The organism is Enterobacter sp. Y17 (assembly GCF_019730495.1).
Classification (GTDB): Bacteria; Pseudomonadota; Gammaproteobacteria; order Enterobacterales; family Enterobacteriaceae; genus Enterobacter; species Enterobacter asburiae_B.
Window position 1 is genome coordinate 2805789 of sequence record NZ_JAASKP010000001.1, and the last position, 24378, is coordinate 2830166.

Below are 24378 nucleotides of genomic sequence, written 5' to 3' on the forward strand. Positions count from 1 at the left end.
TTTTAACACTCCCGACGTTCCTGGCTGGGATTAGGACGTGAAAAAGGCTACACTTCGAGGCTGAAATTCCTTCTCATTACGATAAAAGAGGCGAAGTCCAACGTGGCTCAATTCGTTTATACCATGCATCGTGTCGGCAAAGTTGTCCCGCCGAAACGTCATATTCTTAAAAATATCTCGCTGAGCTTCTTCCCGGGCGCAAAAATCGGTGTTCTGGGTCTCAACGGTGCCGGTAAGTCCACCCTGCTGCGCATCATGGCCGGCATTGATACAGACATCGAAGGTGAAGCCCGTCCGCAGCCTGGCATCAAGATTGGTTACCTGCCGCAGGAACCTCAGCTGAACCCGGAACACACCGTTCGCGAATCCGTTGAAGAAGCGGTATCCGAAGTGGTTAACGCGCTGAAAGGTCTGGATGAAGTGTATGCCAAATACGCTGAGCCGGATGCGGACTTCGACAAGCTGGCCGCGCAGCAGGGCAAGTATGAAGAGATCATCCAGGCGCACGACGGTCACAACCTGAACGTGCAGCTGGAGCGCGCGGCTGATGCCCTGCGTCTGCCGGACTGGGATGCGAAAATCGCGAACCTCTCCGGGGGTGAACGCCGCCGCGTGGCGCTGTGCCGCCTGCTGCTGGAAAAACCAGACATGCTGCTGCTCGACGAACCGACTAACCACCTGGATGCAGAATCCGTGGCGTGGCTGGAGCGCTTCCTGCACGACTTCGAAGGCACCGTTGTGGCGATTACCCACGACCGTTACTTCCTCGACAACGTCGCTGGCTGGATCCTGGAGCTGGACCGCGGTGAAGGTATTCCGTGGGAAGGCAACTACTCTTCCTGGCTGGAGCAGAAAGATCAGCGTCTGGCGCAGGAAGCTTCTCAGGAAGCGGCGCGTCGTAAGTCTATCGAGAAAGAGCTGGAGTGGGTGCGTCAGGGCGCGAAAGGCCGTCAGTCTAAGGGCAAAGCCCGTCTGGCACGCTTCGAAGAGCTGAACAACACCGAATACCAGAAACGTAACGAAACCAACGAACTGTTTATTCCACCTGGAGCACGTCTGGGGGATAAAGTGGTTGAAGTGACCAACCTGCGTAAATCCTACGGCGACCGTCTGCTGATCGACGACCTGACCTTCTCCGTACCGAAAGGCGCTATCGTTGGTATCATCGGTCCGAACGGCGCGGGTAAATCGACCCTGTTCCGCATGATGTCCGGTCAGGAACAGCCTGACAGCGGCTCTATCACCCTGGGTGAAACCGTGAAGCTGGCCTCCGTTGACCAGTTCCGTGACGCGATGGATAACAGCAAAACCGTGTGGGAAGAAGTCTCCGGCGGTCTGGATATCATGCGTATCGGCAACACCGAGATGCCAAGCCGCGCCTATGTTGGCCGCTTTAACTTCAAAGGCACCGACCAGGGCAAACGCGTGGGCGAGCTGTCCGGCGGTGAGCGCGGTCGTCTGCACCTGGCGAAGCTGCTGCAGGTGGGCGGTAACGTTCTGCTGCTCGATGAACCAACAAACGACCTGGATATCGAAACCCTGCGCGCGCTGGAAAACGCCCTGCTGGAGTTCCCGGGCTGTGCGATGGTTATCTCGCACGACCGCTGGTTCCTGGACCGTATCGCGACCCACATCCTGGACTATCAGGACGAAGGTAAGGTGGAGTTCTTCGAAGGTAACTTCACCGAATACGAAGAGTACAAGAAACGCACGCTGGGCGCCGACGCGCTGGAGCCGAAGCGTATTAAGTACAAGCGTATCGCGAAATAAAAGCAAAACGGCAACCTCGGTTGCCGTTTTTTATGTTTGTACCTTCTCCCCGTGGGAGAGGGCCAGGGTGAGGGCATCAGGCCGCACAAAATCACCCACCCACGTAATACCGCTTCACCTCGTCAAACTGCATCGCAAAGTCGATATAGCTCATCAGCGCAGGCGAATTCAGCTTGCGGCTTGGGTAGGCCAGCCACAGATCGTTACCTTCAACATTCCACTCCGGCAGCACCTGAACCAGCGCCCCTTTTTCAATTTTATCTTCTACCAGGAAGGCGGGAAGCAGAGTGATCCCCGCACCGGCAATCGCACACTCGCGGGCGTAGACCAGATTATCGGTCATGTGCGCGTTATCCGGCAGGTAGCGGTAATCCTCGCTCTCGCTTCGCTGAAGCCACTCCGACCACGCCCGGTGCGTAATGCAGCGGTGCTCCACCAGCTGACGGGGATGCGTCAGCGGATCCCGACGCGCCAGATAGTCCGGTGAGGCCAGCATGTAGCGCGGGCAGTGCCCGATCATCCGGCCAATCAGGGAGGAGTCCTGCGGCTTGCCGGTGCGCAGCGCCACGTCAAAACCGGCCTCGACCAGATCCACCACGTCATCAGAGATCGACACATCCAGCGACACGTCAGGATAGCGAAGCTGAAACTCGGCATTCATGTGCGCCAGCAGCGTCGCCCCAATCCCCGCCGGACAGGTGATCCGCAGCCGCCCGCTCGGGTTTTCGCGCAGCCGCTGAATGGCGTACTCTGCCCGCTCGCTGGCCGCCAGCATCTCACGACAGTGCACCAGATAGTGCTCGCCCGCAAACGTGAGGCTGATCCTGCGCGTGGTGCGGTTCAGAAGGCGGATACCCACCTGCTGCTCCAGCTGGCTAATTCGCTGGCTAACGCTGGATTTAGGCAGTTCCGCCTTCTGCGCCGCCGCGGTAAAGCTGCCCATCTCCGCCACCAGCGCGAACAGCGCCATATCCTGCAGCTGTTTAAACATGATTGTTCATCCTGTACGAACGCTGAGTTCTTGATTGTCCATCTTATCATGCAGCTGGCCACTTAATAGACTAGCCTCAACAAAACGCATGCCATTGAGGAACACACCATGTCTGTTAAAGCTATTGCCGTTAACCCAGAAAATCCGTCCACCTTCATTGAAATCACCCCGCCAATGCCGCAGCCCGGCGAGCACGATCTGCTGGTAGAGGTGAAGGCCGTCTCTGTTAACCCGGTCGATACCAAAGTCCACGCGGGCATTGCTAAAAACGGGCTGAGCGAGCCGCGTATTCTCGGGTGGGACGCCAGCGGGATCGTCAAAGCCGTGGGGGCTGGCGTGACCGGATTCAAACCGGGTGACGAGGTCTGGTACGCGGGCGACATCACCCGCCCGGGCAGCAACGCCACGCACCAGCTGATTGATGCACGCATAGTCGGCCACAAGCCTGCCAGCCTCGGCTGGGCGGCTGCCGCTGCACTGCCGTTGACCGCGCTCACCGCGTGGGAAGGTCTGTTTGAACGCCTGAACATTCAGGATGCCGGGGCGGACAAAACGCTGCTGATCATCGGCGGCGCGGGCGGCGTGGGATCGCTGGCGATCCCCTTTGCGAAGCACAACAGCAAGGTGAAGATCGTCGCAACGGCTTCACGAGAAGATTCCGCCCGGTGGTGCCGCGATCGCGGGGCTGATATTGTCGTCAACTACCGCGATCTGAAAGGCGAGCTGGCGAAACAGGGGCTCACCTTTGTGGATTACATTTTCATCCTCAACGACACCGACGGGCACTGGGATGCGGTCAGCGAACTGATTGCGCCGCAGGGGCATATCTGTTCCATCGTTGAAAATGAACATCCGCTGAACCAGGACAAGCTGAAGTCCAAATCCGCCGCCCTGCACTGGGAGTTTATGTACACCCGCAGCATGTACCAGACCGCGGATATGGCGCGTCAGGGGGAGATCCTCAATGAGGTGGCAAAACTGGTGGATAACGGCGTGGTGGAAAGTTCGCTCAGCGAAACGCTGCACGGGCTGAGCGTGGAAAGCATTACCGAGGCGCACCGTAAAGTGCTGGAGGGACATATGCGTGGGAAAGTGGTGATTGAGTTCTGAGTGGCTTGATGCCCTCACCCCGGCCCTCTCCCACAGGGAGAGGGAGGTTAAAGTCCCCTCTCCCTGTGGGAGAGGGTTAGGGTGAGGGGTAAGTTTTTACCCCTGCTCCCCCATCATCTCCTTCACCAGCTCGACGCAGCGCAGGAAACGGGAGTCGTAGTCAGACTCTTCCACATGGACAAACTCAACGTTGTTTTCGTTGAGCATCTCCACCAGCATGGTCTGAAACTCTCGCCTGTCCACGGAGCTGCCGAGACTGCGCATGCCGTCGGCCACCCATGGGGTGTTGTTTTCCAGTAGGATCACCAGGTCAAAGCGGTATTCGTCAATCAGCGCCTGCACGAACGGGTGCTCGCGCCCTTCGTATTTTTTACAGAACGCCTGTGTGGTCACGAAATCGGTATCGATAAACGCCACTTTGTTGGCGTATTTGACCGCAAAATCAATGTACTGGGCATGTCCGAGCGCGATTTTGTCATAGTCGGAATACTGCAGCGCCATCTCGTCGCCGCCAAGGTGCGAGAAGACATAATCGCGGCCGTACTCCCACGCGCTGGTGGTGTTGAAGATGTTCGCCAGCTTGTTGACCAGCGTTGATTTACCGCTCGACTCGCCGCCCAGGATCGCGACGGTACGCACGAAGAACGGCTTCACCTCAGTCGGGATGTAATCCCAGTAGCGGAACGGGTTTTCGCGGATCTGCGCCCCGCTGATGTTCATAAAGGTGCGTTTCGGGTCGATCAGCACCGTCTCGATGCCCAGATGCTCGCGGAACTGCGGCGCGTCGGACTCTTCAGAGGTGTAGATCCAGTTAGGCGCAATGCCCTTCTCTTCCATAAACGCTTTGATGCCGTTGCTCCACACGTCCCAGCCGTGCGGATACGGCTCCATGCCCTCTTCGTTAAAGGCATGAATACGAATATTTTTCTGGTACTTAAATGTCTGGAGCAGCCAGCGCAGGCGGTCCGGCACGGTCGGCTGCTGCGACATGGCGCTGTCTTCAAACAGCTGACGGTCACGGGTTTCGTCGTAGCCCATGATGATGTGCAGCTCGTCAACCTGGCTACAGGCGCGCTGGATCAGATAGATATGTCCGGTATGCAGAGGGTAAAACTTGCCGAACACCACGCCGATGTTCTTTTGCATACGCGGGAACTCCAGCCCCAGAAAGCGGTGCAGCGCTTCGAGCTTCTGCGCGCTGGGGCTTTTGATTTTGGCGTTCAGCAGCTGGCTCAGGTAGCCTTTGGTCATACCGCTGGCGTCCGCCACCTGCTGCAGCGTGCAGCCCTTCTGGCGGATTGCGGTCTTGATGTAGTCAAATGATGACATAAATTACGGTGCCTCCTGCAAAATCAAATTTACGTAATTATAAGTCGTCAAAGACATTTAACGCATCTGCGAGTTTTTTCACGCCAAATACCTGCATCCCTTCCGGGATCTTTTTCGGCACGTTGGCGGCGGGAACTATCGCCCGGCGGAAACCGTGTTTTGCCGCCTCGGAGATACGCTCCTGGCCGCTGGGTACCGGACGGATTTCTCCGGCGAGGCCCACTTCGCCGAAGACGACCAGGTCCTGCGGAAGCGGTCTGTCTCGCAGGCTGGAGACCATCGCCAGCAGCAGCGCCAGGTCTGCGCTGGTCTCCGTGACTTTGACGCCGCCGACCACGTTAACGAAGACGTCCTGATCCGCCATCTGCAGCCCGCCGTGACGGTGCAGCACCGCCAGCAGGATCGCCAGACGGTTCTGTTCCAGACCGACCGCCACGCGCCGCGGGTTGCCCATCATCGACACGTCCACCAGCGCCTGAATTTCAACAAGCAGCGGGCGCGTCCCTTCCCACAGCACCATCACCGAGCTGCCGGAGGTGATCTCATCGCCGCGGCTCAGGAAGATGGCCGACGGGTTGCTGACTTCGCGCAGCCCCTGTTCGGTCATGGCAAACACGCCCAGTTCATTCACCGCCCCAAAGCGGTTCTTGTGGCTGCGCAGGGTACGGAAACGGGAATCCGCGTCGCCGTCGAGCATCACGGAGCAGTCGATACAGTGTTCAAGCACCTTCGGTCCGGCCAGCGAGCCGTCTTTGGTCACGTGGCCGACCATCACAATCGCCACGCCGCGCGTTTTGGCAAAGCGCGTCAGGTAAGCCGCGGTTTCACGCACCTGCGCGACGCTGCCCGGCGAGGACTGAATGTCCGCCATGTGCATCACCTGGATGGAGTCGATCACCATCAGCTTCGGCTGCTCTTCTTCGGCAATCATGCAGATCTGCTCGATGCTGGTTTCGGAGAGCATGTTCAGGTTGCCGGTCGGCAGGCCCAGACGGTGCGCGCGCATCGCCACCTGCTGCAGAGACTCTTCGCCCGTGACGTACAGGGTTTTCATCTGTTCGGCAAGCTTGCAGAGCGTTTGCAGCAGCAGGGTCGATTTACCCGCGCCCGGGTTACCGCCGATCAGGATCGCGCTACCCGGCACCACGCCGCCGCCGAGCACGCGGTCAAACTCTTTGAACCCGGTGGAGAAGCGCGGCAGCTCTTCGAGGCTGATGTCCGAAAGTTTTTGCACCTTCGCCACGCCCGCGTTACCGGCATAGCCGCTCAGGCGCTCATTGCGCGCCACGCTCGGCGAAGCCGCCACACCACGCACTTCGGTGATGGTGTTCCAGGCATGACAGGCGCTGCATTGCCCCTGCCAGCGCGGATAATCCGCACCACATTCATTACAGACAAATGCGCGTTTTGGAGCTTTCGCCACGGTTTACCTCGTTATTTCTGTGCGGCCTGCGTGCCGGGTGGCGCTTACGCTTACCCGGCCTACAAAGCAGACCGTTATTTCTGATTAATGCTGCCGGAGAGAATGCAGAACACCCCCATCAGGTCAGCGTGACGGATAGTGACTTCCGTCTTTTCATTCACTTTTGGCTTGGCATGGTAGGCAATGCCCAGACCGGCGGCTTTGATCATCGGCAGGTCGTTCGCGCCATCGCCGATGGCGACGGTCTGGACAACCGGAATTTCATATTTTTCCGCCAGACGCGTCAGCGTATTGGCTTTGTACTGGGCATCAACGATATCGCCAATCACCTGGCCGGTCAGCTTGCCGTCCATGATCTCCAGCTCATTGGCCACCACGGTGGTCAGATGCAGTTTTTCCCGCAGGTAATCCGCGAAGAAGGTGAAGCCACCGGAAGCAATCGCCACTTTCCAGCCGAGGGATTGCAGCTTCAGCACCAGCTGCGTCAGCCCTGGCATCAGCGGCAGCACGTCGCGCACCTGGCGCAGAATGTTGGCGTCGGCCCCTTTCAGGGTCGCCACGCGCTGGCGCAGGCTGGCGGTGAAGTCCAGCTCGCCGCGCATCGCACGTTCGGTGACTTCCGCCACCAGCTCGCCGCTGCCCGCCAGCTTCGCAATCTCGTCAATGCACTCGATCTGAATGGCGGTAGAGTCCATGTCCATCACCAGCAGGCCCGGGGTTTTAAGGTGCGGGATTTTACCCAGCGGCGCGACGTCCAGCCCGGCGTCATGCGCCAGACGCGTTGCGCGCTGCGTCAGGGAACCCGCCAGGCGAATAACCTGGTAGTCTTCCACGCACCAGGCGGCGACGATGACCATTGCCGCACCCAGCTTGCTTTGATACTGGGTCAGGCGTTGCTTATCCAGACCGCGTCCGTAGAGGAGCCAGCCGCTACGACCGGCGTGGTAATCCAGAGGCATCACCTCATCGCCACTTAAAGAGAGCGGCAATCCTGGCCATAAAGAGACATCCGTTGGCAGGTCACACCAGGTAATGTTCGGCATTAAAGCTCCTGTAATTTCGTTCGCGCCGGAAGGTTGCAGAGGGAAAATAACGCATGAGGCTACCCTGTAACCATCACTTCTGGCAACATTAAGCCGTAAATTTTCAGCAGGTGGAATATGGCTCGCGCAAAACTGAAATTCCGGCTCCATCGCGCCGTGATTGTCCTTTCCTGTCTCGCACTATTAGTGGTGCTGATGCAAGGGGCATCGTGGTTTAGCCAGAACCATCAACGGCAACGCAACCCGCAGTTTGAAGAGCTGGCCCGCACGCTGGCACGCCAGGTGACGCTCAACGTCGCGCCGTCCATGCGTACCGAAACGCCGGACGAGAAGCGGATAGGCCAGGTTTTACGCCTGCTCACGGAGAATAGCCGCATTCTTGATGCCGGCGTCTATGATGAGCAAGGCAACCTGATTGCCCGCGCGGGCGAGCACGTCGACGTGCGCGACAGGCTGGCGCTGGACGGGAAAAAAGCCGGGGGCTACTTTAACCAGCAGATTGTCGAACCTATTCAGGGGAAGAATGGCCCACTGGGCTATCTGCGCCTGACCCTCGATACCCACACCCTGCCTACTGAAGCCAAACAGGTCGATAATACCACCAATATTCTGCGCCTGATGCTGCTGCTTTCACTCGCCATCGGCGTTGTGCTGGCGCGTACCCTGCTTCGCGGCAAGCGCTCGCGCTGGCAGCAATCCCCGTTCCTGCTGACCGCCAGCAAATCCGTCCCCGAAGACGAAGAGAGCGAGAAGAAAGATTAGTGATAAAGTAGGCGAACGATTCGGAAAAGGAACTTTGCCATGACGACGTTACGCCTGCTTATCTCTGACTCTTACGATCCCTGGTTTAATCTCGCGGTAGAAGAGTGCATCTTCCGCCAGATGCCCGCCACCCAGCGCGTACTGTTTCTCTGGCGGAACGCCGATACGGTGGTCATCGGCCGCGCGCAAAACCCGTGGAAAGAGTGCAATACGCGGCGTATGGAAGAGGACAACGTCCGTCTCGCGCGCCGCAGCAGCGGCGGCGGCGCGGTGTTTCACGATCTGGGCAATACCTGCTTTACCTTTATGGCGGGCAAACCGGAATACGACAAAACCATCTCAACGTCCATCGTCCTCAACGCGCTCAATTCACTCGGCGTGACGGCGGAAGCCTCCGGGCGTAACGATCTGGTGGTGAAAACCCCCGAGGGCGACCGGAAGGTCTCCGGCTCCGCCTATCGCGAAACGATGGATCGCGGGTTCCACCACGGCACCCTGTTGCTGAACGCTGACCTGAGCCGTCTGGCTAACTACCTGAATCCGGATAAAAAAAAGCTCCAGGCCAAAGGAATTACCTCCGTGCGCGGCCGCGTGGCAAATCTGGTGGAACTGCTGCCGGGAATTACTCACGAGCAGATTTGCGATGCGATCCGTGACGCGTTCTTTGAACATTACGGCGAGCGCGTGGAAGCAGAAGTCATCTCCCCTGACAAAACCCCGGACCTGCCCAACTTCGCCGAAACCTTCGCCCGCCAGAGCAGCTGGGAATGGAACTTCGGTCAGGCTCCTGCCTTTTCCCATCTGCTGGACGAGCGTTTCACCTGGGGCGGCGTGGAGCTGCATTTTGACGTGGAGAAAGGCCATATCACCCGCACGCAGGTGTTTACCGATAGCCTGAACCCGGCACCGTTAGAGGCGCTGGCGGCACGTTTGCAGGGCTGTTTGTACAGGGCGGATATGCTGCAGCAGGAATGCGACGCGTTGATCGGAGATTTTCCGGAGCAGGAAAAAGAGCTGCGGGAGCTGTCGGCGTGGATTGCACAGGCCGTGCGCTAGGTACGGTCTGGTGCCCTCACCCCTGCCCTCTCCCATAGGGAGAGGGAGGGAAGAGACAGAATTACTCTTTATCGCCCAGCAGAACAGATTCCAGCGCGATTTTGATCATGTCGTTGAAGGTGGTCTGACGCTCGGCAGCGGTGGTCTGCTCGTGGGTACGGATGTGGTCAGACACGGTGCAGATGGTCAGCGCTTTCGCACCAAACTCAGCCGCGACGCCGTAGATACCCGCCGCTTCCATTTCAACGCCCAGAATGCCGTATTTTTCCATCACGTCGAACATCTCGCCGCCGTCCGGGGCATAGAACAGGTCAGCAGAGAAGATGTTACCCACGCGCGCTTCAACGCCCAGCGCTTTTGCCGCGTCAACCGCGTCACGCACCATGCCGAAGTCAGCAATCGCCGCGAAGTCATGGTCTTTGAAACGCATGCGGTTAACTTTGGAATCGGTGCAGGCACCCATGCCGATAACGATGTCGCGCAGCTTAACGTCCATACGCACCGCGCCGCAGGAGCCAACGCGGATGATTTTCTTCACGCCGAAGTCGGTGATCAGCTCTTTGGTGTAGATAGAGCAGGATGGGATACCCATACCGTGGCCCATAACGGAGATTTTGCGGCCTTTATAGGTACCGGTGAAGCCCAGCATGCCGCGAACGTTGTTCACTTCACGCACGTCTTCCAGGAAAGTTTCTGCAATGTGCTTCGCGCGCAGCGGGTCGCCCGGCATCAATACGACGTCAGCGAAATCACCCATTTCTGCGTTAATGTGAGGAGTTGCCATCTTCAGTTCCTTTTACATTGTTGTTTTTGCCGGGTGGCGGCTACGCCTGACCCGGCCTACATTCTGTTCTCCCTCTCCCTGTGGGAGAGGGTCGGGGTGAGGGCATCAGGCCGCACCCAATCCGTTTAGAACATGGCCTTGCCATATTCCATGTCAGACGTACCAAAGTATTTCGCCAGGGTCTGGCCGATGTCCGCGAAGGTTTCACGGTGACCGAGCGAGCCCGGCTTCACTTTCGGGCCGTACACCAGCACCGGAATGTGCTCACGGGTGTGGTCGGTACCGGTCCAGGTTGGGTCACAGCCGTGGTCCGCGGTCAGGATCAGAATGTCATCTTCACCTACCAGCTCCATCAGCTCCGGCAGACGGCGGTCGAACAGCTCAAGACCCGCTGCATAGCCCGCAACGTCGCGACGGTGGCCCCAGGAGGAGTCGAAGTCCACGAAGTTGGTGAAGACAATGGTCTTGTCGCCCGCTTCTTTCATCTCTTTGATGGTGGCATCGAACAGCGCATCCAGACCGGTGGCTTTCACTTTTTTGGTGATGCCGCAGTTGGCGTAGATATCCGCGATTTTACCCACGGAAACCACGTGGCCGTCTTTCTCTTCAACCAGCTTCTGCAGCACGGTTGGCGCCGGTGGCTCAACGGCCAGGTCATGACGGTTACCGGTACGCTGGAAGTTACCCGCTTTGTCGCCGATAAACGGACGCGCGATCACGCGGCCGATGTTGTAGCCGCCTTCGGTCAGCTCTTCACGGGCGATTTCGCACAGCTCGTAGAGTTTATCCAAGCCAAACGTCTCTTCATGGCACGCAATCTGGAACACGGAGTCAGCAGAGGTGTAGAAAATCGGCTTGCCGGTTTTCATGTGCTCTTCGCCAAGCTGGTCCAGAATCACGGTACCGGAAGAGTGACAGTTACCAAGGTAGCCCGGCAGGTTGGCACGCTTCACCAGCTTATCGAGCAGCTCCTGCGGGAAGCTGTTTTCGTGATCGGAGAAATAACCCCAGTCAAACAGCACCGGCACACCGGCGATTTCCCAGTGGCCAGACGGGGTGTCTTTACCGGAAGAGAGCTCGTGAGCCCAGGCGTAGGCGCCCACGACTTCCGCGTTGCCGTCCATACCGGCTGCGATTTTACCGGTAGAACCTTCATGCGCTTTCACCAGACCGAGGCGGGTCAGGTTAGGTAGAGTCAGAGGGCCTTTACGACCGTTGTCCGCTTCGCCTTTTGCACAGGCTTCCGCGATATGGCCCATGGTATCGGAACCCACGTCACCAAAACGTTCTGCATCTTCGGTTGCGCCGATGCCGAATGAGTCCAGCACCATAATAAATGCACGTTTCATAATTGTTCTCCGTACGTAGTGCTTCAAAATTATCGATCAGATCAGTATACCGCTATTCGGTGATACGGCGATAGACAGTCGGTGTGGTTTCCGGCGCTTTATCGTCAAGCGTAATTGCCGCTTTCACCGCTTTAGCCGCTTCCTGCCAGCTGGCTTCGTCTTTCGCGTGGATCACCGCCAGCGGACGTTGACCATCAACGCTGTCGCCCAGACGTGCCATATCGGTAAAGCCGACGCTGTAATCAATGGTGTCTGACGCCTGACGACGGCCGCCGCCCATCGAGACTACTGCCATACCCAGCGCACGGGTGTCCATTGCAGAGACATACCCTTCGCTATCGGCATACACCGCTTTGCTAAGCGTCGCGGTTGGCAGGTATTTCGCGTAGTTTTCGACGAAATCGGTCGGGCCCTTCTGGGCTGCGACCATGCGGCCGAAAATATCCGCCGCTTTGCCGTTATCCAGCACCGCCTGCAGCTTCGCGCGGGCTTCTGCGTCGTCTTTGGCCAACTTGCCGGAGATCAGCATCTCCACGCACAGCGCCATGGTCACGTCGAACAGACGCGGGTTACGGTATTCACCGGTGAGGAACTGTACCGCTTCACGCACTTCGACGGCGTTACCGGCGCTGGACGCCAGCACCTGGTTCATGTCGGTGAGCAGCGCGGTGGTGCGCACGCCCGCGCCGTTGGAGACGCCCACGATCGCTTCCGCGAGCGCAGCAGAAAGTTCATAGGTCGGCATAAACGCGCCGCTGCCCACCTTCACGTCCATCACCAGCGCGTCCAGCCCTTCTGCCAGTTTCTTCGCCAGGATAGAGGCGGTGATCAGCGGGATGGAGTCAACGGTCGCGGTGATGTCGCGGGTGGCGTAGAAACGCTTGTCTGCCGGAGCAAGAGAGCTGGTCTGGCCGATAATCGCCACACCAACGTCTTTAATAATGTCGCGGAAGCGGTTGTCGTCCGGGAAGATATCGAAGCCCGGAATGGCTTCCAGTTTGTCGAGCGTACCGCCGGTGTGGCCCAGGCCGCGCCCGGAGATCATCGGGATGTAACCGCCGCAGGCTGCCACCATTGGGCCGAGCATCAGAGACGTCACGTCACCCACGCCGCCGGTGGAGTGCTTATCCACAATCGGGCCGTTAAGGTTGAGGCTTTTCCAGTCCAGAACGGTTCCTGAATCTCGCATCGCCATGGTCAGCGACACGCGCTCAGGCATCGACATATCGTGGAAGAAAATGGTCATCGCCAGAGCCGCAATTTGCCCTTCTGAGACGGTGTTATCACGAATGCCGTTGATGAAGAAGCGGATCTCTTCATCGCTTAATGCATGACCATCACGTTTTTTACGAATAATTTCTTGTGCGAGAAACACGGTAACCTCCATGCGGAATCGGGGGAGTTGTGGCGGGTGGCGCTACGCTTACCCGCCCTACGATCCTGTCGACCGGATGAGCGAAGCGTCATCCGGCATTGTCTGGCAATCAGTAGCTGCTTGCGCTCTTACCGTCGCCATGACCCAGCGCTTTCAGCAGGCTGGCCAGCAGGCTGGACGCACCGAAGCGGTAGTGACGGGAATCGGCCCAGTCGGCGCCAAACAGTTCGTCGGCAATCGCCAGGAACTGCTGCGCGTCTTCAGCAGTACGCACGCCGCCCGCAGGTTTGAAACCAACGGTTTTGGATACGCCCATGTCGCGGATCACTTCCATCATGATGCGCGCGCTTTCCGGGGTCGCATTCACCGGCACTTTACCGGTAGAGGTTTTAATGAAATCCGCACCGGCTTTGATGGAGATTTCAGATGCTTTACGAATCAGCGCTTCTTCTTTGAGCTCGCCGGTTTCGATGATCACTTTCAGCAGCACGTTTGCCGCCGCGCACGCGTCTTTACAGGCTTTCACCAGGTCAAAACCGACCTGCTCGTTGCCGGCGATCAGCGCGCGGTACGGGAACACCACGTCAACTTCGTCTGCGCCGTAAGCAATCGCCGCGCGGGTTTCTGCCAGCGCGATCTCGATATCGTCGTTGCCATGCGGGAAGTTAGTTACGGTTGCAATGCGCACGTCCGGCGTACCCTGCGCTTTCAGCGTCTTACGGGCAATCGGGATAAAGCGCGGGTAGATACAGATGGCTGCGGTGTTACCCACCGGCGTTTTCGCCTGATGGCACAGGGCGATGACTTTTTCATTGGTGTCGTCATCGTTCAGGGTGGTCAGGTCCATCAGTTTCAACGCGCGCAGGCTGCTTGCAGTTAAATCGGTCATAACATTCTCCAACGGCAGTGCCGTATAAATTTTACCTTGCGGGTCTGTGAGTATTCTAACATTCACCCGCATCCACACTTCGACATTCATCACAGTTAATGAAAACTGCATACAAATTTGCATTACTGTAATGAGATCTTCTTCAAACTTTAGCGCGTAAATTGCCGACTAAAGCAGCGATACCCCCTGTCGGATCAAAAGCCCCGACAGGCTGGCTTTCTACAATCCGTTCATCATCCGCAGAACACTCAAGGAAGCGACTATGCCCCACTCCAGCCCCGACGCCCTGCAACAACGTTGCCAGCACATTGTCACAAGCCCGGTGTTAACCCCGGAACAAAAACGTCATTTTCTGGCGCTGGAAGCGGAAAACAACCTGCCTTACCCGGCACTTCCTGAGGCCGCACGAGCCGCACTGGACGAAGGGTTTATCTGCGACATGTTCGAAGGCCATGCGCCTTACAAACCCCGTTACGTTCTGCCGGATTACGCAAAATTTCTGGCTAACGGTTCAGCGTGGCTGGAGCTGGAAGGCGCGAAAGATCTCGACGACGCCCTCTCGCTGTTAACCATCCTCTACCATCATGTTCCGTCCGTCACATCGATGCCGGTCTATCTCGGTCAGCTTGATGCGATATTAACCCCATATGTTAGAATTCTAACACAAGAAGAGATCGATAGCCGAATAAAACGTTTCTGGCGTTATCTCGACCGTACGCTGCCGGATGCGTTTATGCACGCAAACATTGGGCCTGAAGATACGCCAGTCACGCGCGCCATTCTGCGTGCCGATGCAGAGCTGAAGCAGGTCGCGCCGAACCTGACCTTTATCTACGATCCCGATATCACCCCACATGATTTGCTGCTTGAGGTGGCGAAAAACATTTGTGAATGCAGCAAACCGCATATTTCTAATGGCCCGATGAATGATAAAATTTTCACAAAATGCCGTTACGGCGTGGTGAGCTGTTACAACTCCCTGCCGCTTGCAGGCGGTGGCAGCACTCTGGTGCGCCTTAACCTCAAAGCCATTGCTGAACGCAGCGCATCCATTGACGACTTCTTCACCCGCACGCTCCCGCACTACTGCCAGCAGCAAATTGCCATCATCGATGCGCGCTGCGATTTTCTGTACGGGCAATCTGGCTTCTTTGAGAATAGCTTCCTGGTAAAAGAGGGGCTGATTGATGCGGAACGGTTTGTGCCCATGTTTGGCATGTACGGCCTGGCGGAAGCGGTCAACGCGCTCTGTGAGAAAGCAGGAATAGCGGGACGCTACGGAAAGGATGAACAGGCCAACGCGCTGGGCTATCGCATCAGCGAACAGCTTGCGGCGTTCGTTGAAAGCACGCCGGTGAAACACGGCTGGAAGCATCGCGCGATGCTGCACGCGCAGTCGGGGATCAGCTCCGACTCCGGCACCACGCCGGGCGCGCGCCTGCCTTACGGCGACGAGCCGGATCCCATCAGCCATCTGCTGGCCGTTGCGCCGCATCACAAACACTATCACTCCGGAATCAGCGATATTCTCACCCTGGAGGAGACGGTCAAACGCAACCCGCAGGCGGTGGTTCAGCTTTGCCTGGGGGCGTTCAGAGCGGGAATGCGTGAATTTACCGCCAACGTAGCGGGTAACGATCTGGTCCGCGTGACCGGCTACATGGTTCGCTTGTCGGACCTGGAGAAATACCGGGAAGCCGGATCGCGCACCAATACCACGTGGCTGGGGGAAGAGGCCGCACGCAATACCCGTATTCTGGAACGTCAGCCGCGCGTGGTTAGCCATGAACAGCAGATGCGCTTTAGTTAGTCAGGTCATTCCTTTTTCCTGCGTGGACGGGCCGGGCAGCCGCCTGGCGCTGTTCCTGCAGGGCTGCAACCTGCGCTGTAAAACCTGCCACAACCCGTGGACGATCGGCCGCTGCAACGACTGCGGGGACTGCGTGCCCCACTGCCCGCACGACGCGCTGACGATTCAGGCCGGACGCGTCTGGTGGCAGGAGAATGACTGCCAGCAGTGCGACACCTGCCTGCATCTGTGCCAGCAGCAGGCAACGCCTATGGCGCACCGCTTCAGCGTGGAAGAGATCCTCACTCAGGTCCGCAAATCCGCACCGTTTATCGAAGGGATCACCGTCAGCGGCGGCGAAGCCACAACGCAATTGCCGTTTTTGATCGCCCTGTTCACCGCGATCAAAGCCGATCCCGCCCTGCGTCACCTCACCTGCCTGGTAGACAGCAACGGTCTGTTAGGCGAAACCGGCTGGCAAAAGCTGCTGCCGGTACTGGATGGCGCAATGCTGGATCTGAAGGCGTGGGGGAACGAGCATCACCGTTTCCTGACCGGGCGCGAAAACCCGCAGATTAAGCAGAGCATCCGCTGGCTGGCAGATCGTCACCGTTTGACGGAACTCCGCCTGCTGGTGATTCCGGAGCTGTGTGATTATCTGGAACACCTCAAACCGCTAACGACCTTTATCCACGGGCTTGGAAATGTTCCGGTACGCATCAACGCATTTCATCCGCATGGCGTTTACGGTGAGGCTGCGTCGTGGCGCAGCGCCACGCCCGAGGACGTTGAACCGCTGGCGCGGGCGCTGGAAAAACAGAAGATAACGGTGATTTGTCCGGCGCTTTACCTATAGCGTGATGCCAAATACCGAACGGGTATTTTCCAGCAGCGCATCGGCAATCACCTCTTCAGGCTCTTTTCGCAGTTCACATAGGGTGGTAAACACGCGCGCCGCCTGTTCCGGGCGATTCGGCTGGCCCTGAAAACCATTCAGCGGCATATCCGGCGCGTCGGTTTCCAGCAGAAGCGCCGACAGCGGCAGCTGTGCCATCACGTCCCGGGTTTTACTGGCCCGCGGATAGGTGATGGTGCCACCGACGCCGATTTTATAGCCCAGTTCAATAAAACGCTGCGCCTGCTGCAGGCTGCCGGAGAAACCGTGCACGACCCCTTTTCGCGGCAGATCGATGCGTTTCAGGTGCATCGCCAGCTTATCGTGCGTGCGTCTTGAGTGGAGGATCACCGGCAGATCGTGGCGCTTCGCCAGCCTGAGCTGCGCGTCGAGGATCGTCTGCTGGCGCTCAAACTGCGGATCCTCGCGATAAAGATCGAGACCGATCTCACCGATGGCGACAAGTTTGTTTCCTGCGGTCTGCACTATCTCATCAAGCCTCTCAATGTGCTCATCAAGATGCCGTTCAATCACAATCGGATGCAGGCCGAGCGCGGCATAGAGCGCAGGGTGCTGTGTGGAAAGATCCAGCACCCGGGAAAAATAGGCCGCTTCCACTGCCGGCACAATGATAGCCTGAACGCCTGCTTCGGCCGCTTTCGCTATGCTTTGCGCTTCATCCCCCGTAAACGGCGGAAAATCAAAGTGGCAGTGGGTATCGACAAAGCGGAGCGTCACGCCAGATCCTCGTTATCCAGTAAAGCGTCATTCGCCTGCGGAATATCCACCAGCGGCATCGTCAGGGCGTCGTTGGCGACAATCGCAGGCGGCAAAATAATGCGTTTATGGCGATGAAGCGGCGGTTGCTCCGCCAGCATTTTCCCCACCGTCGCCAGGAAGTAACGTCCGCACAGCCGCCCCGTTTTGTAATCCATGCGCAGCGCAGGGACACGGCTGCCCAGGGCCATGCTCAGCAGCGGCTTAGGCGGATAGATTTCAAAAATACGCAGCTTGCCCGGCGGTTTTTCAATGAAGCGCTGCATCGCGCCGTAGGTGGTTTCATGCTGCTTCGCGATGTTCACTAGCGGCTGCAGGCTGCTGTCGCCCAACCAGCGCTCCATCCGTTTGAACCACTGCGGCGTGTAATACATTTGCGACGGTACGGTACGGATCACCACAATGGTTTTCGCCCCGCGCCGGGCGGCTTCCTGCACCGGCACCGCGTCACTGATCCCCCCGTCCAGATAGCTAATACCGTCCAGCAGGGCACCGGTACGATAAAAGCCGGGGATCGCGCTGGAGGCGCGGATGATGTCCAGCCAGTTCTCCTTCTGAGGAGAAAAATAGCCCGGCGAATAGTCATCGCCCCGGCTGGCGCACATCCAGAACTCTTTGCCGCTATCAAACAGACGGGCAGCGGTATCCATGGCCAGAGGCATCTGGCTGGAGGTCGACTCCAGCAGCCAGTCAAGATCGATCAGGTTGCCGCCGCGCACAAAGCGCACCGGATTAAAAAATTCTTTCGCCGTGGTGTAGCGCATGATGACCTTTCGCGCGTAGCCGGGCTGGTTACACACATAGGCAGAGAGGTTCTGCGCCCCGGCAGAGGTGCCGAAGTAAAGATCAAACGGGTTGAACTGCGCGCGCATAAATTCATCCAGCACGCCGGCGGTGAAGATGCCGCGCTGCCCTCCCCCCTCGCAAACCAGTGCGAGTTGTCCTGCGCGAAACGGCTTTAACGTCAGCGGCGCAATATTGCCGAGCGTAACGGGAATTCGTTGCCCCACCTCTGCTTTCCTGTTTTGATTATTTTATAACACCACAGTAACGCACCCGACCTGTTACGCAAATAAGAAAAAGCCAGTCGCAGTGACTGGCTTTTTTTTGTTGAAGGAATATTGCGTTTGCTACGGACGTCTACGACCCGTAAACAGGCTGACCAGGAACAGAATAATACCCACAACGAAGACAATTTTAGCTGCCCATGCCGCTGTACCTGCCAGTCCACCAAAGCCCAATGCGGCGGCAATTAACGCGATAACCAGAAATATAATGCCCCAACGAAACATAAGCTTCTCCTTTACCATAGTTAATGTCGGCCGCTAAACGTGAGCGCTCAGGTCACTCACCGGCGTTTTTCCAGAGTCGTTCTTATTTCGCCCGCAGGTTTTAACCAGACGGGCGAATGGTCCAGATTTACTTCGTTTTCAGATCGTTTTTAACACTTTTCACACCGTCAATCGCCTTCGCGATGGACTCGGCGCGTTCACTTTGCGCCTGCGAATCTACCGTACCGGAAAGCTGAACCACACCATCGGTAGTTTCCACTTTCACCTTACGGGACGGCACGATGTCATCTGCTAAAAGTTTAGCTTTGATTTCGCTGGTAGTAGCGGCATCACCGGCATAACCTTTCACCGACGCGTTTTTACCGTCACGTACGTGCAGCTTATCGCTGACGGACGCAACGCCTTCAACGCCTTTCGCGACTTTCACCGCCTGTTCGGCCTGAGCCTGGCTTTCCACGAAGCCGCTCAGCGTGACCACTTTCTTGTCGGTCTTCACGGAAATATCGGTACTTTTGATGGCTTCATCATCCACCAGTGCGGCTTTCACTTTTGCTGTGATTGAGCTGTCGTCCATGAAGTTGCCGACTTTATTCATAGAGCTATCGATTTTTTGCCCTGCGGTATCGGCCGTGGACTGGGCTTTATCCATTGTGCTGCTTTCCGCCAGAGCGGAACCGCTCATCAGAACGCTACCCAGGGTTACAGCCAGCAGAGTTTTCGAAATCTTCAGTCTTGTCATATTCATCGATCTATTCCTGTGTTTACCCGTTATTCGGGCTACATACTTCCTTAGTAGTTTTATATATTGCGAATAAACACACGGGTAAAATGGATAACCTAAAGTCATGCATTGAACAGTTAATTTATCCACGCCCGGTGTTAAACACTGAGTTAAATATAGATCACTCTCACAGAGCCGCTTTCAGAATTGGGTAAAAAACGCGCGAATAGCGTGAAATTGCGTTGAATTAAGAACATTCCGCAAGGGATTAATAAGACAGGAATTAAAGAAGAGCACGGCGGGAGCCGTGCTCTGAGAGGGGATTAGTGCTCGCGGGTTTTACGGAACTGAACGTCAGGGTAACGTTCCTGCGTCAGGTTCAGGTTCACCATGGTTGGCGCGATATAGGTCAGGTTATCGCCGCCATCCAGCGCCAGCTGAATTTCGTTCTTACGCTTAAATTCTTCGAATTTCTTCACGTCAGAACACTCAACCCAGCGCGCGGTCGCGACGTTCACAGACTCGTAAATCGCTTCCACGTTGTACTCGCTCTTCAGACGCGCAACAACCACGTCGAACTGCAGCACGCCGACCGCGCCCACGATCAGATCGTTGTTCGCGATTGGGCGGAACACCTGCACGGCGCCCTCTTCGGAGAGCTGAACCAGGCCTTTCAGCAGCTGTTTCTGCTTCAGCGGATCGCGCAGACGGATACGACGGAACAGCTCCGGTGCGAAGTTCGGAATACCGGTGAACTTCATCATTTCACCCTGGGTGAAGGTATCGCCGATCTGAATCGTGCCGTGGTTGTGCAGACCGATGATGTCGCCCGGATACGCCTCTTCAACGTGCGAACGGTCACCCGCCATAAAGGTCAGGGCGTCGGAAATCACCACATCTTTACCGATACGCACCTGGCGCAGCTTCATGCCCTTTTCATACTTACCGGACACCACGCGCATAAACGCCACGCGGTCGCGGTGTTTTGGGTCCATGTTGGCCTGAATTTTGAACACGAAGCCGGTGAATTTCTCTTCCTGCGCTTCCACTTCACGGGTGTCGGTTTTACGCGGCATCGGACGCGGCGCCCACTCCACCAGACCGTCCAGCATGTGGTCAACGCCGAAGTTACCCAGCGCGGTACCGAAGAAGACCGGGGTGATTTCACCGCTCAGGAACAGCTCTTTGTCGAACTCGTGAGACGCCCCCTTCACCAGTTCCAGTTCGTCGCGCAGCTGCGCGGCCAGCTCTTCGCCGACTGCCACGTCCAGCTCAGGGTTATCCAGACCTTTCACCACGCGAACTTCCTGAATGGTGTGGCCTTTACCGGTCTGATACAGGTAGGTTTCGTCTTTATAGAGGTGATACACCCCTTTGAACAGCTTACCGCAGCCAATTGGCCAGGTGATGGGCGCACAGGCGATTTTCAGCTCGCTTTCCACTTCGTCCATCACCTCCATCGGGTCACGGATGTCACGGTCGAGTTTGTTCATAAAGGTGAGGATCGGCGTATCGCGCAGACGGGTAACTTCCATCAGCTTACGGGTCCGGTCTTCTACACCTTTGGCGGCGTCGATCACCATCAGACAGCAGTCCACCGCCGTCAGGGTACGGTAGGTATCTTCGGAGAAGTCTTCGTGGCCCGGGGTGTCCAGCAGGTTCACGAGGCAGTCGTGATACGGGAACTGCATCACGGAGGTGGTAATCGAAATACCACGCTGCTTTTCCATCTCCATCCAGTCAGATTTTGCATGCTGGCTGGAGCCACGGCCTTTAACGGTACCCGCAGTCTGGATCGCCTGTCCGAACAGCAACACCTTCTCAGTGATGGTCGTTTTACCGGCATCCGGATGCGAGATAATGGCAAAAGTGCGGCGCTTGGCCACCTCTTGCAGATAAGGAGACAACGTCATAATTAAATCTTCTTTTATAAGCGCGGCAGCACGCCACGCATCATGGAATACAAAATTGCGGCTATTTTACCCATCAATGGGGGGCAGGCAATCATTGTTTACACAGGAGTTGCTCCAGTTCGTTCAACGACGTCACGGTCCAGGTCGGCTCGATGCCTTCAGGCTTCACGCGGCCATGCGCGTTGAGCCAGACGGTCGACAAACCTGACTTCATGCCGCCCAGGATATCTGACTCTGCCGTATCACCCACCATCAGGACGCGATCGCGGTCAGGATGACCGGCCTGCGCCAGCGCATAATCGAAAATACGCGGATCCGGTTTAGGTACGCCCACCTCTTCGGAGATCACCAGCGCGTCGAAATGATCGCGCAGGCCGGTGCGCTCGAGGCGGATCTGCTGCAGGGCGGTAAAACCGTTGGTGATGATCCCCAGTTTCACCTTGCCTTTTAACGCATTCAGCAGGGAAACCGCACCCGGCAGTGGCGCACAGATATCGGCCATCGCGTTCAGGAAGGCATCATTCAGCGTCCCCGGACTGACCTTTAAGCGTTCCGCCCAAACGTCAAAGCGCTGGTGCTGAAGCTGTAACGCGGTGATGGCACCGTTCTGGTAATCCACCCACAGCGGCTTGTTTACCGCCTGATAGTCCTGAAAATCTTCAGCGGTGAAGGTCACGCTATAGTCGAGAAACATCCGCTGCAGGCCGCCGAACGAATCGAACGTAAACAGCGTTTCGTCGGCATCAAAGAAAATCCAGTCCCATTTCATCGTTACAACCTTATTTTTTATTATCCAATCGGCAGAGCCATTATGATGGCGTCTTCACGTCCCTCTGCGGTGGGGTAGTAGTTACGGCGGACTGTCGCCTCGTTAAAGCCTAAGCTTTCATAGAGCGCGATGGCGGCGACATTCGACGCGCGCACCTCCAGCCAAAGGGTGAAAACGTCACGGGTTTCGAGCTCACGAATGAGGTGCTCGAGCAGTTCTCTTCCCAGCCCACGGCGCTGGAACGCGGGATCAACCGCAATATTAAACAGCGTCGCTTCATCAAGAACAACCTGCGTGATCGCGAAGGCGGCCATGGTGCCGTCAACGTCCAGACGGAAGTTCAGATACCGTTCGCCCTGATTGCTGGCGAAGGTTTTTTCGCTCCACGGAAAGGCGTGGGCGCGTGTTTCAATCGCAAACGCTGTGGTCAGGTCAGGCGTCGTGAGGGAAGAAATCGTGTTCATATTCGCAGATTTGTTGCCATAGCGCGCTGCGCGCTTTTGGGTTGGCTTTCAGTTCGTCCAGCGCTGGCGAGCAGATCTGGCTCCCCTGGAGGGGGATCTCGTTTGTCTCTCCGATACGCCAGCTGTTACAGCGGCTATCAGGAGGAAGCATCGCGACACGCTCTGGCGTCAGCTGTAAAACCTGGTCGGCCGTCATCTTCAGGCTGCGAAGGACATCATCGATCAGGGGTTCATTCAGGGCAGGCAGTTCTTCCGCCACCATCACCAGGCGTACGTGCGCAGGGATGGAAATGGCGATTTCGCCCTGCAACGCCGTCGGGCGACGCAAAGCCCACGGGGTAATGCCCAGCTGCTGCAACTGCCAGTCTCGTCGGGATGTCATAGGGAAAACTCCTGTCTCTCAGGCGCGCAAATATAGCAAATGTGTCGAAAGTGCGCCATCTACCTACTATAATCCCCGCCTGAGTTTATTGAGGAACAATTCATGTCTGCATTTACCCCGGCAAGTGAAGTCTTGCTGCGTCACAGTGATGATTTCGAAGAAAGCCGTATTCTGTTTGCCGGAGATATGCAGGATGACCTGCCTGCGCGTTTCGACTGTGCTGAAAGCCGTGCCCACACCCAATACTACCACCACTGGCAGGTGCTGAGCCGCCAGATGGGCGAGCGCGCGCGCTTTAGCCTGGTGGCGGAGCAGAGCGATATCGCCGACTGCGATACGCTGATCTACTACTGGCCGAAGAACAAGCCTGAAGCCCAGTTTCAGCTGATGAACCTGCTCTCCCTGCTGCCGGTAGGCTGCGATATTTTCGTGGTGGGTGAGAACCGCAGCGGCGTGCGTAGCGCTGAACAGATGCTGGAAGGCTACGCGCCGCTGAATAAAGTCGACAGTGCACGCCGCTGTGGTCTGTATCATGGCCGTCTGGAAAAACAGACAACGTTCGATCCACAGGCATACTGGGACGAGTACCAGCTTGACGGCCTGACCATCAAAACCCTGCCGGGCGTATTCAGCCGCGACGCGCTGGATACGGGCAGCAAGCTGCTGCTCTCCACCCTGACGCCGCACACCAAAGGCAAAGTGCTGGACGTGGGCTGCGGCGCGGGCGTGCTCTCTACCGTGCTCGCCAGCCATTCACCCAAAGTGCGCTTAACCCTCTGTGACGTGAGCGCCCCGGCGGTTGAAGCCAGCCGCGCAACGCTTGCCGCAAACGGCATTGAAGGCGAGGTGATTGCCAGCAACGTCTTCTCCGACGTCACCGGTCGCTTCGACATGATTATCTCCAACCCGCCGTTCCACGACGGCATGGAGACCAGCCTGGAAGCGGCGCAAACGCTGATCCGCGGCGCAACCCGTCATCTGAACAGCGGCGGCGAGCTGCGTATTGTCGCGAACGCCTTCCTGGCGTACCCGAAAGTGCTGGACGAAACCTTCGGCTTCCACGAAGTGATCGCCCAGACCGGCCGCTTTAAGGTCTACCGTACCGTCATGACGCGCCAGGCCAAAAAGTAATCTCCGCTCCAGCAGGCCGGATAAGCGCAAGCGCCATCCGGCTCCGCATAGCGCCTGCATCGGCCATTTTTGCAGCAATCAAGGCGTCGCGCGCACTTTTCTGTTGACGTAAAGCTGAAAACATCTAGAATGCGCCTCCGTGGTTACGATACTTTTACAGTATCGATGGTATGCGAAGGTGGCGGAATTGGTAGACGCGCTAGCTTCAGGTGTTAGTGTCCTTACGGATGTGGGGGTTCGAGTCCCCCCCCTCGCACCATAAATCACAATGATATTGCTCGCACTGGGCGAAGGTGGCGGAATTGGTAGACGCGCTAGCTTCAGGTGTTAGTGTCCTTACGGATGTGGGGGTTCGAGTCCCCCC

At 57.3% G+C, this 24378-nt stretch carries 23 protein-coding genes and 1 tRNA gene; 8 read left to right on the plus strand and 16 right to left on the minus strand.

The features are described 5' to 3' along the window. The first annotated feature begins 102 nt into the window (after positions 1-102). Positions 103-1770 carry an energy-dependent translational throttle protein EttA gene (gene ettA / locus HCH49_RS13180; RefSeq protein WP_006810191.1) on the plus strand — a complete coding sequence of 556 codons (1668 nt, stop codon included), beginning with the start codon at positions 103-105 and terminating at the stop codon, positions 1768-1770. Between the two features lie 91 nt (positions 1771-1861). Here ettA and HCH49_RS13185 read toward each other — a convergent pair whose 3' ends face one another. Then, complete coding sequence (locus HCH49_RS13185) at positions 1862-2761, minus strand: LysR family transcriptional regulator (RefSeq protein WP_221702795.1); 900 nt, start codon at positions 2759-2761, stop codon at positions 1862-1864. Between the two features lie 108 nt (positions 2762-2869). Here HCH49_RS13185 and HCH49_RS13190 point away from each other — a divergent pair, with 108 nt between their 5' ends. After that, positions 2870-3871 carry a zinc-binding alcohol dehydrogenase family protein gene (locus HCH49_RS13190; RefSeq protein ID WP_221702796.1) on the plus strand — a complete coding sequence of 334 codons (1002 nt, stop codon included), beginning with the start codon at positions 2870-2872 and terminating at the stop codon, positions 3869-3871. A gap of 96 nt (positions 3872-3967) precedes the next feature. On the opposite strand, the gene nadR is transcribed toward HCH49_RS13190, so the two are convergent. From nadR to serB, 3 genes are all read right to left on the minus strand, one after another. Beyond that, entirely contained in the window at positions 3968-5200 is a 1233-nt protein-coding gene (nadR, locus tag HCH49_RS13195) for a multifunctional transcriptional regulator/nicotinamide-nucleotide adenylyltransferase/ribosylnicotinamide kinase NadR (protein WP_015572616.1), read from the minus strand. 37 nt (positions 5201-5237) lie between these two features. After that, positions 5238-6623 (minus strand): DNA repair protein RadA, encoded by a 1386-nt coding sequence (gene radA, locus HCH49_RS13200; protein ID WP_014068810.1) that lies wholly within the window; start codon positions 6621-6623, stop codon positions 5238-5240. A 74-nt stretch (positions 6624-6697) separates the two neighbouring features. After that, on the minus strand, positions 6698-7666 hold the full coding sequence (gene serB / locus HCH49_RS13205; RefSeq protein ID WP_023310325.1) for a phosphoserine phosphatase: 969 nt from the start codon (positions 7664-7666) through the stop codon (positions 6698-6700). 117 nt (positions 7667-7783) lie between these two features. Here serB and HCH49_RS13210 point away from each other — a divergent pair, with 117 nt between their 5' ends. Beyond that, positions 7784-8428: a YtjB family periplasmic protein gene (locus HCH49_RS13210; RefSeq protein ID WP_032660794.1), complete on the plus strand. Its 645-nt coding sequence runs from the start codon at positions 7784-7786 to the stop codon at positions 8426-8428. 39 nt (positions 8429-8467) lie between these two features. Continuing rightward, positions 8468-9484, plus strand: coding sequence for a lipoate--protein ligase LplA (gene lplA / locus HCH49_RS13215; protein ID WP_033144580.1), 1017 nt, complete (start codon positions 8468-8470; stop codon positions 9482-9484). Positions 9485-9545: 61 nt separating this feature from the next. Here lplA and deoD read toward each other — a convergent pair whose 3' ends face one another. The 4 genes from deoD to deoC all read right to left on the minus strand — a co-directional run bounded on the left by deoD (position 9546) and on the right by deoC (position 13881). Beyond that, positions 9546-10268: a purine-nucleoside phosphorylase gene (gene deoD / locus HCH49_RS13220; RefSeq protein ID WP_010427122.1), complete on the minus strand. Its 723-nt coding sequence runs from the start codon at positions 10266-10268 to the stop codon at positions 9546-9548. 125 nt (positions 10269-10393) lie between these two features. Continuing rightward, positions 10394-11617, minus strand: coding sequence for a phosphopentomutase (deoB, locus tag HCH49_RS13225; protein ID WP_033144579.1), 1224 nt, complete (start codon positions 11615-11617; stop codon positions 10394-10396). Between the two features lie 52 nt (positions 11618-11669). Further along, on the minus strand, positions 11670-12992 hold the full coding sequence (gene deoA, locus HCH49_RS13230) for a thymidine phosphorylase (protein ID WP_033144578.1): 1323 nt from the start codon (positions 12990-12992) through the stop codon (positions 11670-11672). Between the two features lie 109 nt (positions 12993-13101). Beyond that, positions 13102-13881, minus strand: a complete 780-nt coding sequence (gene deoC / locus HCH49_RS13235; protein WP_048975088.1) for a deoxyribose-phosphate aldolase — start codon at positions 13879-13881, stop codon at positions 13102-13104. Between the two features lie 262 nt (positions 13882-14143). On the opposite strand from deoC, the gene HCH49_RS13240 reads away from it, so the two are divergent. Beyond that, positions 14144-15691: a YjjI family glycine radical enzyme gene (locus HCH49_RS13240; RefSeq protein ID WP_221702797.1), complete on the plus strand. Its 1548-nt coding sequence runs from the start codon at positions 14144-14146 to the stop codon at positions 15689-15691. Continuing rightward, positions 15666-16526 carry a YjjW family glycine radical enzyme activase gene (locus HCH49_RS13245; protein WP_221702798.1) on the plus strand — a complete coding sequence of 287 codons (861 nt, stop codon included), beginning with the start codon at positions 15666-15668 and terminating at the stop codon, positions 16524-16526. The genes HCH49_RS13240 and HCH49_RS13245 overlap by 26 nt, the downstream gene beginning before the upstream one ends. Here the strand turns inward: HCH49_RS13245 and HCH49_RS13250 are convergent. The 8 genes from HCH49_RS13250 to HCH49_RS13285 all read right to left on the minus strand — a co-directional run bounded on the left by HCH49_RS13250 (position 16521) and on the right by HCH49_RS13285 (position 22883). Then, a complete protein-coding gene (locus tag HCH49_RS13250; protein ID WP_182383025.1) occupies positions 16521-17303 on the minus strand; it encodes a TatD family hydrolase in 783 nt (260 codons plus the stop codon). The genes HCH49_RS13245 and HCH49_RS13250 overlap by 6 nt on opposite strands. Further along, the gene (locus HCH49_RS13255; RefSeq protein ID WP_048979045.1) at positions 17300-18352 is read right to left on the minus strand and encodes a patatin family protein; all 1053 of its coding nucleotides are present in this window, start codon (positions 18350-18352) and stop codon (positions 17300-17302) included. The genes HCH49_RS13250 and HCH49_RS13255 overlap by 4 nt, the downstream gene beginning before the upstream one ends. Positions 18353-18472: 120 nt before the next feature. Next, positions 18473-18634 carry a DUF1328 domain-containing protein gene (locus HCH49_RS13260; protein ID WP_003856556.1) on the minus strand — a complete coding sequence of 54 codons (162 nt, stop codon included), beginning with the start codon at positions 18632-18634 and terminating at the stop codon, positions 18473-18475. A gap of 127 nt (positions 18635-18761) precedes the next feature. Then, complete coding sequence (osmY, locus tag HCH49_RS13265; RefSeq protein WP_069303640.1) at positions 18762-19379, minus strand: molecular chaperone OsmY; 618 nt, start codon at positions 19377-19379, stop codon at positions 18762-18764. A 299-nt stretch (positions 19380-19678) separates the two neighbouring features. Further along, positions 19679-21268: a peptide chain release factor 3 gene (prfC, locus tag HCH49_RS13270; protein ID WP_221702799.1), complete on the minus strand. Its 1590-nt coding sequence runs from the start codon at positions 21266-21268 to the stop codon at positions 19679-19681. 91 nt (positions 21269-21359) lie between these two features. Beyond that, entirely contained in the window at positions 21360-22037 is a 678-nt protein-coding gene (yjjG, locus tag HCH49_RS13275) for a pyrimidine 5'-nucleotidase (protein WP_039260913.1), read from the minus strand. 20 nt (positions 22038-22057) lie between these two features. Further along, entirely contained in the window at positions 22058-22501 is a 444-nt protein-coding gene (gene rimI / locus HCH49_RS13280) for a ribosomal protein S18-alanine N-acetyltransferase (RefSeq protein ID WP_033144573.1), read from the minus strand. Beyond that, positions 22470-22883, minus strand: a complete 414-nt coding sequence (locus tag HCH49_RS13285; RefSeq protein ID WP_221702800.1) for a DNA polymerase III subunit psi — start codon at positions 22881-22883, stop codon at positions 22470-22472. Before HCH49_RS13285 ends, rimI begins: the two co-directional genes overlap by 32 nt. A 102-nt stretch (positions 22884-22985) precedes the next feature. Here HCH49_RS13285 and rsmC point away from each other — a divergent pair, with 102 nt between their 5' ends. Both rsmC and HCH49_RS13295 read left to right on the plus strand, forming a co-directional pair. Beyond that, a complete protein-coding gene (rsmC, locus tag HCH49_RS13290) occupies positions 22986-24014 on the plus strand; it encodes a 16S rRNA (guanine(1207)-N(2))-methyltransferase RsmC (protein WP_029740018.1) in 1029 nt (342 codons plus the stop codon). A 172-nt stretch (positions 24015-24186) separates the two neighbouring features. Beyond that, positions 24187-24273 (plus strand) — tRNA-Leu (locus HCH49_RS13295). Positions 24274-24378 lie beyond the last annotated feature (105 nt).

Bases quoted from the DNA above. Each gene is read 5' to 3' on its own strand.
- HCH49_RS13185 (WP_221702795.1), bottom strand. From the start codon at position 2,761: ATGTTTAAACAGCTGCAGGATATGGCGCTGTTCGCGCTGGTGGCGGAG.
- HCH49_RS13190 (WP_221702796.1), top strand. From the start codon at position 2,870: ATGTCTGTTAAAGCTATTGCCGTTAACCCAGAAAATCCGTCCACCTTC.
- nadR (WP_015572616.1), bottom strand. From the start codon at position 5,200: ATGTCATCATTTGACTACATCAAGACCGCAATCCGCCAGAAGGGCTGC.
- serB (WP_023310325.1), bottom strand. From the start codon at position 7,666: ATGCCGAACATTACCTGGTGTGACCTGCCAACGGATGTCTCTTTATGG.
- HCH49_RS13210 (WP_032660794.1), top strand. From the start codon at position 7,784: ATGGCTCGCGCAAAACTGAAATTCCGGCTCCATCGCGCCGTGATTGTC.
- lplA (WP_033144580.1), top strand. From the start codon at position 8,468: ATGACGACGTTACGCCTGCTTATCTCTGACTCTTACGATCCCTGGTTT.
- deoD (WP_010427122.1), bottom strand. From the start codon at position 10,268: ATGGCAACTCCTCACATTAACGCAGAAATGGGTGATTTCGCTGACGTC.
- deoB (WP_033144579.1), bottom strand. From the start codon at position 11,617: ATGAAACGTGCATTTATTATGGTGCTGGACTCATTCGGCATCGGCGCA.
- deoC (WP_048975088.1), bottom strand. From the start codon at position 13,881: ATGACCGATTTAACTGCAAGCAGCCTGCGCGCGTTGAAACTGATGGAC.
- HCH49_RS13240 (WP_221702797.1), top strand. From the start codon at position 14,144: ATGCCCCACTCCAGCCCCGACGCCCTGCAACAACGTTGCCAGCACATT.
- HCH49_RS13245 (WP_221702798.1), top strand. From the start codon at position 15,666: ATGAACAGCAGATGCGCTTTAGTTAGTCAGGTCATTCCTTTTTCCTGC.
- HCH49_RS13260 (WP_003856556.1), bottom strand. From the start codon at position 18,634: ATGTTTCGTTGGGGCATTATATTTCTGGTTATCGCGTTAATTGCCGCC.
- osmY (WP_069303640.1), bottom strand. From the start codon at position 19,379: ATGAATATGACAAGACTGAAGATTTCGAAAACTCTGCTGGCTGTAACC.
- prfC (WP_221702799.1), bottom strand. From the start codon at position 21,268: ATGACGTTGTCTCCTTATCTGCAAGAGGTGGCCAAGCGCCGCACTTTT.
- yjjG (WP_039260913.1), bottom strand. From the start codon at position 22,037: ATGAAATGGGACTGGATTTTCTTTGATGCCGACGAAACGCTGTTTACG.
- rimI (WP_033144573.1), bottom strand. From the start codon at position 22,501: ATGAACACGATTTCTTCCCTCACGACGCCTGACCTGACCACAGCGTTT.
- HCH49_RS13285 (WP_221702800.1), bottom strand. From the start codon at position 22,883: ATGACATCCCGACGAGACTGGCAGTTGCAGCAGCTGGGCATTACCCCG.
- rsmC (WP_029740018.1), top strand. From the start codon at position 22,986: ATGTCTGCATTTACCCCGGCAAGTGAAGTCTTGCTGCGTCACAGTGAT.